This is a genomic window from Gordonia amarae NBRC 15530, from assembly GCF_000241345.1.
GTDB classification, from domain to species: Bacteria; Actinomycetota; Actinomycetes; order Mycobacteriales; family Mycobacteriaceae; genus Gordonia; species Gordonia amarae.
The window spans coordinates 126303-133229 of sequence record NZ_BAED01000034.1 but is presented as its reverse complement, the minus strand read 5'-3'; the positions used below and the strand labels follow the sequence as shown (position 1 = coordinate 133229).

Below are 6927 nucleotides of genomic sequence, written 5' to 3'. Positions count from 1 at the left end.
GGCCTGGTGTCCAAGTCGGGCACCCTGACCTACCAGATGATGTACGAACTGCGTGACCTCGGCTTCTCCACCGCCATCGGCATCGGCGGCGACCCGGTCATCGGCACCACCCACATCGACGCCATCGAGGCCTTCGAGAAGGACCCCGAGACCAAGCTGATCGTCATGATCGGCGAGATCGGCGGCGACGCAGAGGAGCGCGCGGCCGACTACATCCAGGCCAACGTCACCAAGCCGGTCGTCGGCTACGTCGCGGGCTTCACCGCGCCGGAGGGCAAGACGATGGGCCACGCGGGCGCCATCGTGTCGGGCAGCTCCGGCACCGCCGCGGCCAAGAAGGAAGCCCTCGAGGCTGCCGGGGTCAAGGTCGGCAAGACGCCGAGCGAGACCGCACGCCTGGCTCGCGAGCTGTTCGAGGCGCTCTGACAACACCCGCCCGCACAGGCCGGTAGTACAACAGTTCCGGACCCGGTCACCGCTCGTTTCGGTGGCCGGGTCCGGCTGTTACCGTCGGCTGCGAGCACCGGGGGGCCACAACGAAAGGGATTACATGTCCGAGCTACTGCCGTTGAACCCGGATGAACTGCTGACCACCACCCGGTCGGTGCGCAAACGTCTCGATCTCACCCGTCCGGTGCCGATCGAGATCATCAAGGAGGCACTCGAGGTCGCCCTGCAGGCACCCACCGGCAGCAACAGCCAGACCTGGCACTGGATCATCGTCACCGATCCAGAGAAGAAGCGGCAGATCGCCGACCTGTACCGCAAGGCCTTCGAGCCGTACATCGAGGTGCAGAACGCCGCGGCGGAAAAGCGTGGCGACGAGATCGGCAAACGGGTCGCCTCCAGCGCGAGCTACCTCGCCGAGGTGCTGCACGAGGTGCCGGCGCTGGTGATCGGTGCGATCTTCGTGGGCAAGGCAGGTCTGCCCGAGGGCAATCAGGCCGGTATCTGGGGATCGGTACTGCCCGGTGCCTGGAGTCTGCAACTGGCGCTGCGGGCCCGCGGCGTGGGGTCCGCGTGGACGACGCTCCACCTGGGGTACGAGCGCGAGGTCGCCGCGATCCTCGGCATCCCGGACACCATCGCCCAAGGAGTGCTGCTCCCGGTCGCCTACTACACCGGCGAGACCTTCAAGCCCGCACCGCGCAAGCCGCTCGACGACATCCTGCACATCGACGGCTGGTGACCGGCGCACCGGAGCCGGCCGCCCGGCGCCCGACCCGCCGCGACCAGGCCAAGGCCGCGCGGCGGGCCGAACTGTTGGAGGCGGCGGCCCGGCAGATGGCCGAGCGGGGATTCGCCGCGGTCCGGCTCGAGGACATCGGGGCGGCTGTCGGTATCAGCGGCCCCGGCATGTACCGGCATTTCTCCTCCAAATCGGAGCTGCTCGACGAGTTGCTCGTCGACATCAGCCGCAGGCTGCATGACGGCGGTGCACAGGTCGTCGAGACGGACGGGGGAGCGGCGGCCGACCCGGCCGCCACGCTGCGCGCCCTGATCAGGTTCCACATCGACGTGCTGGTCACCAAACCCGACCTGATCTCGGTGCAGGACCGCGACCTGTCCTCGCTCAGCCCGGCCGCCAACCACGAGGTGCGTTCGCTGCAGCGGCGCTACGTCGAGCGCTGGGTGGACGTCCTGGTGCGGGTCGACGGTCCGGACGGGGACGGACAGGATGGGGCGCCGTGGCGTGAACGCGGGCAGGCGCGGGTGCGGGTCCACGCGGTGTTCGGGTTGCTCAACTCCTCGCCCCGCCTGCCCGACTACCCGCGTGCCCGGTTACGCGGGCTGCTGGCGTCGATGGCGTGGGCGGCCCTGCTCGCCCCCGCCGAAGAAGCCCGCTGACCAGCGCATATCGCATGCGCAACGACTCCGGAAAAATTTTCGGAAAGTGTGTAACATCCGTTGCGGGGTCCGTCGATACACCGGATGACGGCAGCGCGGGAAATCCCCCGTTCCCGCAGTCTCCCCGACGTGCTGCCGTCCTCAGCTCGGTGCCCTCGCGCGAATCCCCCGTGGCGCGAGGGCACCGTCGTGTCTGGGGCGCGCTGTGTCTGGGGCGCGCTGTGCTCAGGGCGTGCTGTGTTCAGGGCGTTGTCCGACGCGCGTTATCGTCGCGGGTTGTCGCTACAGTGGATGCCGTTAGCCGTCTGGGACAGAGGAGTCGGATGACGACACGCGTCGACAGCTGGATCTGGGCGATCCGTCTCACCAAGACCCGTTCGGCAGCGGGCGCCGCCTGCCGGGCGGGTCATGTACGGGTCAACTCCGTGACCGCCAAACCGGCGACGACGGTGTCGGTGGGGGACGAGGTGCGGGTGCGGCTCGGTGGCCGCGAACGCGTCGTCGAGGTCACCAGGCTGATCAGCAAACGGGTGTCGGCGCCGATGGCAACCGAATGCTATATCGACAACAGCCCGCCACCGCCGCCACGCGAGATCGTCGCGAGCATCCCGCAACGTGATCGCGGCACCGGCAGACCCACCAAACGAGAACGCCGCGACCTCGACAAACTACGGATGCGATCAAGCTTCCTGATGGTGGCCGTCGCGCTGGTCGCGCTTGTGCTCGCCGGATGTTCCGGAGACGACGACTCGGGCAGCAAGGGCAACAAGGAGACCACCGCGAAGGCGGCCCCCGGACCCTTCTTCGGCGCGTGCGGGGGTGTCACCGTCGACGAGGTCAGCCGCATTACCGGATTCGCCGGCCTGACACTCACGGTCAACAACACCTCGGCCTGCGAATGGGACGCCAGCGTCGACCGCACCGGCAAGGTCGCCTCGTTCAACTGGTACCGGGGATCCCCGATCGGACGTGAAGAGGCCAACGTCAAGCTGTCCCGCGCCAACGCCAAGAACATCGACATCAACGGCCACAAAGGCTTCATCGGCTACGACCAGACGCAGGGCATCTGCGAGATCGGCATCGGCTTCGGCGCCGACTTCTTCGAATGGTCGGTGAGTGCCTCCGAGCGCGGGTCCACCGCCGCGACACTGCCGCCGGTCGACACTGTCTGCGACGCGGCCCGGCAACTGTCCCGACTGGTGATCGAGCGGGCATCATGAAGCGGATCCTGTACACGCTCACGGCCCTGGCCGCGGCGCTGCTCCTGCTGGCAGGCTGCACCGTCGACGGCACGCCCGTGGCCACCGGCCAGGGCGACACCGGCGGCGACAGCACCGTCGACACCGACCGCTACGACAATCTGCTGCTCGAATGCAACATCCTGTCCGACGCGACGATCGTGAAAGTGGTCGGCGGCAGTTCGGCGCAGGGCACCTTCGTCGGTGCGATCTGCCGGTGGATCGTCACCGGTGCGAGCACCACATCGGTCACCTTCGCGTGGTACGAATCGGGCAGCCTCAACTCCGAGAAACAGATCGCCAAGAAGTTCGGCTACACCACCGAGAACGTCAAGATCGCCAGCCAGACCGGGTTCACCCAGCGCGACCCGAAGGACCCGGGCAAATGTGGTGTCACCGCGCGGGCGCCGAGCCGGGGCGTGTTCACCTGGTGGACCGAGCCGAGAGACGGAACCCCCGCCGATCCGTGCGCCGTCCCCACCAAACTCATGGAACTGGTGCTGAGCGGCGGGCAGTAATATGGGCCGGGTTGCGGTTGGCCCATTGGCATCGTCTTCCTCCTTCGTTCGCGCGGGCTCCTTCGTCGCCCGGCTCTCTCAGTCGTCCAGACAATGCCGGCCAACCGAACCCGGCTTACTAGCACGCGGGACGCCGTTCTGTCCGGGGACTGGTACAGTTCCCGCTAACTAGAACACGTTCCAGACAGGTGTCCAGAAAGAACGGCGAAAGGTGGCTCACCGATGCGAGTGGCTCTGCTGTCATACCGGAGCAAGCCGCACTGCGGCGGACAGGGTGTCTACGTCCGGCACTTGAGCCGCGAACTGGCCTTGCTCGGGCATCAGGTGGAGATCTTCTCGGGCGCCCCGTACCCCGAACTCGATCAGTCCGCCATCGACGCCGGCGTCACCGTCACCAAGGTGCCCAGCCTCGGCCTCTACGACGAGCCCAACCTGTTCCGCACGCCCCGGCCCAAGGAATACCGCGACTGGATCGACGTCGTCGAGGTTGCGTTGATGTGGACGGCGGCGTTCGCCGAACCACTCACCTTCAGCCTGCGCGCGGCCCGGCTGCTCAAGTCCCGCCGCGCCGACTTCGACGTCGTCCACGACAACCAGTGCCTCGGCTACGGCCTGCTCGGCATCCAGCGCGCGGGCTTCCCGCTGATCGCCACCATCCACCATCCGATCACCCGCGACCGGACACTCGCCGTGAAGGCGGCCAAGGGACTCAAGAAGATCAGCGCGTGGCGATGGCATTCGTTCCTGGCGATGCAGGGGCGCGTCGCCCGCCGCATCCCCGAACTCCTCACCGTCTCGCGCAGCAGCGAGGTGGACATCCGCAAGGCCTTCGACATCGACAAGGGCCGGATCACCACCATCCCGCTCGGCGTCGACACCGAGGTGTTCACCGCCGACGCCGCCCCGCGCCGGATTCCCGGCCGGATCGTGTGCGTGGCCAGCGCCGACGCCCCGCTCAAAGGCGTGTCGTACCTGCTGGAGGCGGTGGCCAAACTCGGCGCCGAACGCGAGGTGTCGCTGACGCTGGTGTCCAAACTCGACCCCGACGGGCCGTCGGCCAAGCTGATCGACGAACTGGCCATCCGGGACCGGGTAAGCGTCGTCTCCGGTATCGAGGACGCCGAACTCGCCGAACTGATGGCGTCCGCAGACGTGGCGTGCGTGCCGTCGCTCTACGAGGGTTTCTCGTTGCCGGCGGTGGAGGCGATGAGTTGCTCCACGCCGCTCGTGGCCACCCGGACCGGTGCCATCCCCGAGGTCGTGGGGGATGCGGGTGTACTTGTGCCGCCGCGTGATTCGGAGAAGCTGGCGCAGGAGATCGGGCGCCTGCTCGACGACGCGCAGGCGCGGGAGAAGGTCGGCGCGGCCGGGCGTGCCCGCGTCGAGGAGTTCTATAGTTGGGCGGCCGTGGCCGCCAAGACCGCCGCACACTACGAGACGGTGCTGCGGGCGGCCGGAGTGAAGGAGACAGACGAGTGCTGACAGTGGATTTCGACCGGCTGGGCGTCGGTGCGGGCACCAAGGCCATCGATATCGGGGCGGGTCAGGGCCGGCATTCGTACGAGATGTTCCGGCGTGGTGCCGACGTCATCGCCTTCGACATGAGCGAATCCGACATGACCGACGTGGGCGGCATGTTCGACGCGATGATGGCCGAGGGGCAGGTGCCGGCGTCGGCCAAGGCGCGCGCCGAGGTGGGTGACGCGCTGCATCTTCCGTACGCGGACAACAGCTTCGACGTGGTGCTCATGTCCGAGATCCTCGAGCACATCCCGTCAGACGACGCCGCCATCGCCGAGATGGTGCGCGTTCTCAAGCCCGGAGGCCTTGCCGCGGTGACGGTTCCGCGGTACTGGCCGGAAAAGGTGTGCTGGGCGCTGTCCACGCCGTACCACGAGGTCGAGGGCGGGCACGTGCGGATCTACAAGGCATCCGAGCTCGCCGGGAAACTGGAGGAGGCGGGCCTGGAGGTCACCGGCACCGACCACGCACATGCCCTGCACTCGCCGTACTGGTGGCTCAAATGCGCTGTGGGCGTGGAGAATGACGGCAACCCACTGGTCAAGGCCTACCACAAGCTGCTCGTGTGGGACATGATGAGCGCACCCGCGCTGACCCGCAAGGGTGAGCAATTGCTCAACCCGGTGATCGGCAAGTCGGTGGCGCTGTACCTGCGTAAGCCCGGCGCGGCCGAAGCGGCCTGATGGCGATCCCCGCGATCGCGGGAGTCCTCACCTCGCAACAGGTCCTCGCCACCGGCGCGGCGATCGTCGGCATGCAGGAGGACTCCGGCGCGTTACCCTGGTTCCCCGGCGGCCAGACCGACCCGTGGGATCACATCGAATCGGCGATGGCGTTGTCGGTGACCGGATTTCACGCCGAAGCCGAAGCGGCCTACGACTGGTCGCGCAGGCATCAGCGCGCCGACGGATCATGGCCCATCCGCACCGTCCGTGGCCGGATCGAAGATCCGAACATCGACAGCAACTTCTGTGCCTACATCGCCGTCGGCGTCTGGCATCACTACCAGATCACCGGCGACACAAGGTTTCTGAACCGGATGTGGCCGGTGGTGTGGTCGGCGATGGAACTGGTGCTGACGTTCCAGAGGCCCGACGGCGCCTTCCGCTGGGGTGGCGACGCGTCGGGCGCCAAGTTCAACGAGGCCCAGATCACCGGCAACGCCAGCATCTTTCAGGCTCTGGACTGCGCCATTCGCATCGCCGCCGAGATGGGTCAGCCCGAAGAGGACTTCGTCGCAGCGCACGCGGCGCTCGCCGCCGCCTTCGACGACCGGATGGACACCGCCTTCGAGCCGCCGTCGGAACACTCGATGGACTGGTACTACCCGGTCCTCGGCGGCGCACTGCGCGGAGAACGGGCGCAGCGGCACATCGCCGACCGCTGGGACGAGTTCGTCGTACCCGGCAAAGGCGCGCGCTGCGTACATCACCGGCCGTGGGTGACCGGCGCCGAGACCAGCGAACTCGCGCTGGCCCTCGACGCCCTCGGCGACACCGCCGACGCGATCACACTCGTCGAATCCATTCAGCACCTGCGCGACCCGGACGGTTCCTACTGGACAGGTCTGGTGTTCTCCGACGGTAAACGCTGGCCGGTCGAGAAATCGTGCTGGACGTCGGCGGCGGTCGTCCTCGCCGCCGACGCCATCTCCCGGACCAGCGCCGCCAACGGCATCTTCCGGGACTCTGTTGGATCTGCGGTGAGGTCGGGCTCCGCTTAGCCCGTTCTTCACTCCGACACGCGGGGCTCGTGCCTCGCTCGCGTGTCGTCGCTCCAGAACGGGTCGCTCCGCCCGATCT

7 protein-coding genes and 1 pseudogene are annotated in these 6927 nt (G+C 67.7%); all 8 read left to right on the top strand.

What is annotated here, in order from left to right; genetic code table 11:
• A pseudogene (locus GOAMR_RS10105) lies at positions 1–426 on the top strand (succinate--CoA ligase subunit alpha); the annotation flags it as partial.
• Between the two features lie 124 nt (positions 427–550).
• A complete protein-coding gene (locus tag GOAMR_RS10100; RefSeq protein ID WP_005186577.1) occupies positions 551–1189 on the top strand; it encodes a nitroreductase family protein in 639 nt (212 codons plus the stop codon).
• Positions 1186–1848 carry a TetR/AcrR family transcriptional regulator gene (locus GOAMR_RS10095; protein ID WP_005186575.1) on the top strand — a complete coding sequence of 221 codons (663 nt, stop codon included), beginning with the start codon at positions 1186–1188 and terminating at the stop codon, positions 1846–1848. The genes GOAMR_RS10100 and GOAMR_RS10095 overlap by 4 nt, the downstream gene beginning before the upstream one ends.
• A 323-nt stretch (positions 1849–2171) precedes the next feature.
• Positions 2172–3068, top strand: coding sequence for a DUF3558 family protein (locus GOAMR_RS10090; protein ID WP_005186571.1), 897 nt, complete (start codon positions 2172–2174; stop codon positions 3066–3068).
• Complete coding sequence (locus tag GOAMR_RS10085) at positions 3065–3604, top strand: DUF3558 domain-containing protein (protein WP_005186570.1); 540 nt, start codon at positions 3065–3067, stop codon at positions 3602–3604. The genes GOAMR_RS10090 and GOAMR_RS10085 overlap by 4 nt, the downstream gene beginning before the upstream one ends.
• 222 nt (positions 3605–3826) lie before the next feature.
• Positions 3827–5086 carry a glycosyltransferase family 4 protein gene (locus GOAMR_RS10080; RefSeq protein ID WP_005186567.1) on the top strand — a complete coding sequence of 420 codons (1260 nt, stop codon included), beginning with the start codon at positions 3827–3829 and terminating at the stop codon, positions 5084–5086.
• Positions 5080–5808 (top strand): class I SAM-dependent methyltransferase, encoded by a 729-nt coding sequence (locus GOAMR_RS10075; RefSeq protein ID WP_005186564.1) that lies wholly within the window; start codon positions 5080–5082, stop codon positions 5806–5808. Before GOAMR_RS10080 ends, GOAMR_RS10075 begins: the two co-directional genes overlap by 7 nt.
• Entirely contained in the window at positions 5808–6848 is a 1041-nt protein-coding gene (locus GOAMR_RS10070) for a hypothetical protein (RefSeq protein ID WP_005186562.1), read from the top strand. The genes GOAMR_RS10075 and GOAMR_RS10070 overlap by 1 nt, the downstream gene beginning before the upstream one ends.
• The last annotated feature ends 79 nt before the right edge of the window (positions 6849–6927 follow it).

Coding starts and splice junctions, on each gene's coding strand:
- GOAMR_RS10100 (WP_005186577.1), top strand. CDS start 551: ATGTCCGAGCTACTGCCGTTGAACCCGGATGAACTGCTGACCACCACC.
- GOAMR_RS10090 (WP_005186571.1), top strand. CDS start 2,172: ATGACGACACGCGTCGACAGCTGGATCTGGGCGATCCGTCTCACCAAG.
- GOAMR_RS10085 (WP_005186570.1), top strand. CDS start 3,065: ATGAAGCGGATCCTGTACACGCTCACGGCCCTGGCCGCGGCGCTGCTC.
- GOAMR_RS10080 (WP_005186567.1), top strand. CDS start 3,827: ATGCGAGTGGCTCTGCTGTCATACCGGAGCAAGCCGCACTGCGGCGGA.
- GOAMR_RS10070 (WP_005186562.1), top strand. CDS start 5,808: ATGGCGATCCCCGCGATCGCGGGAGTCCTCACCTCGCAACAGGTCCTC.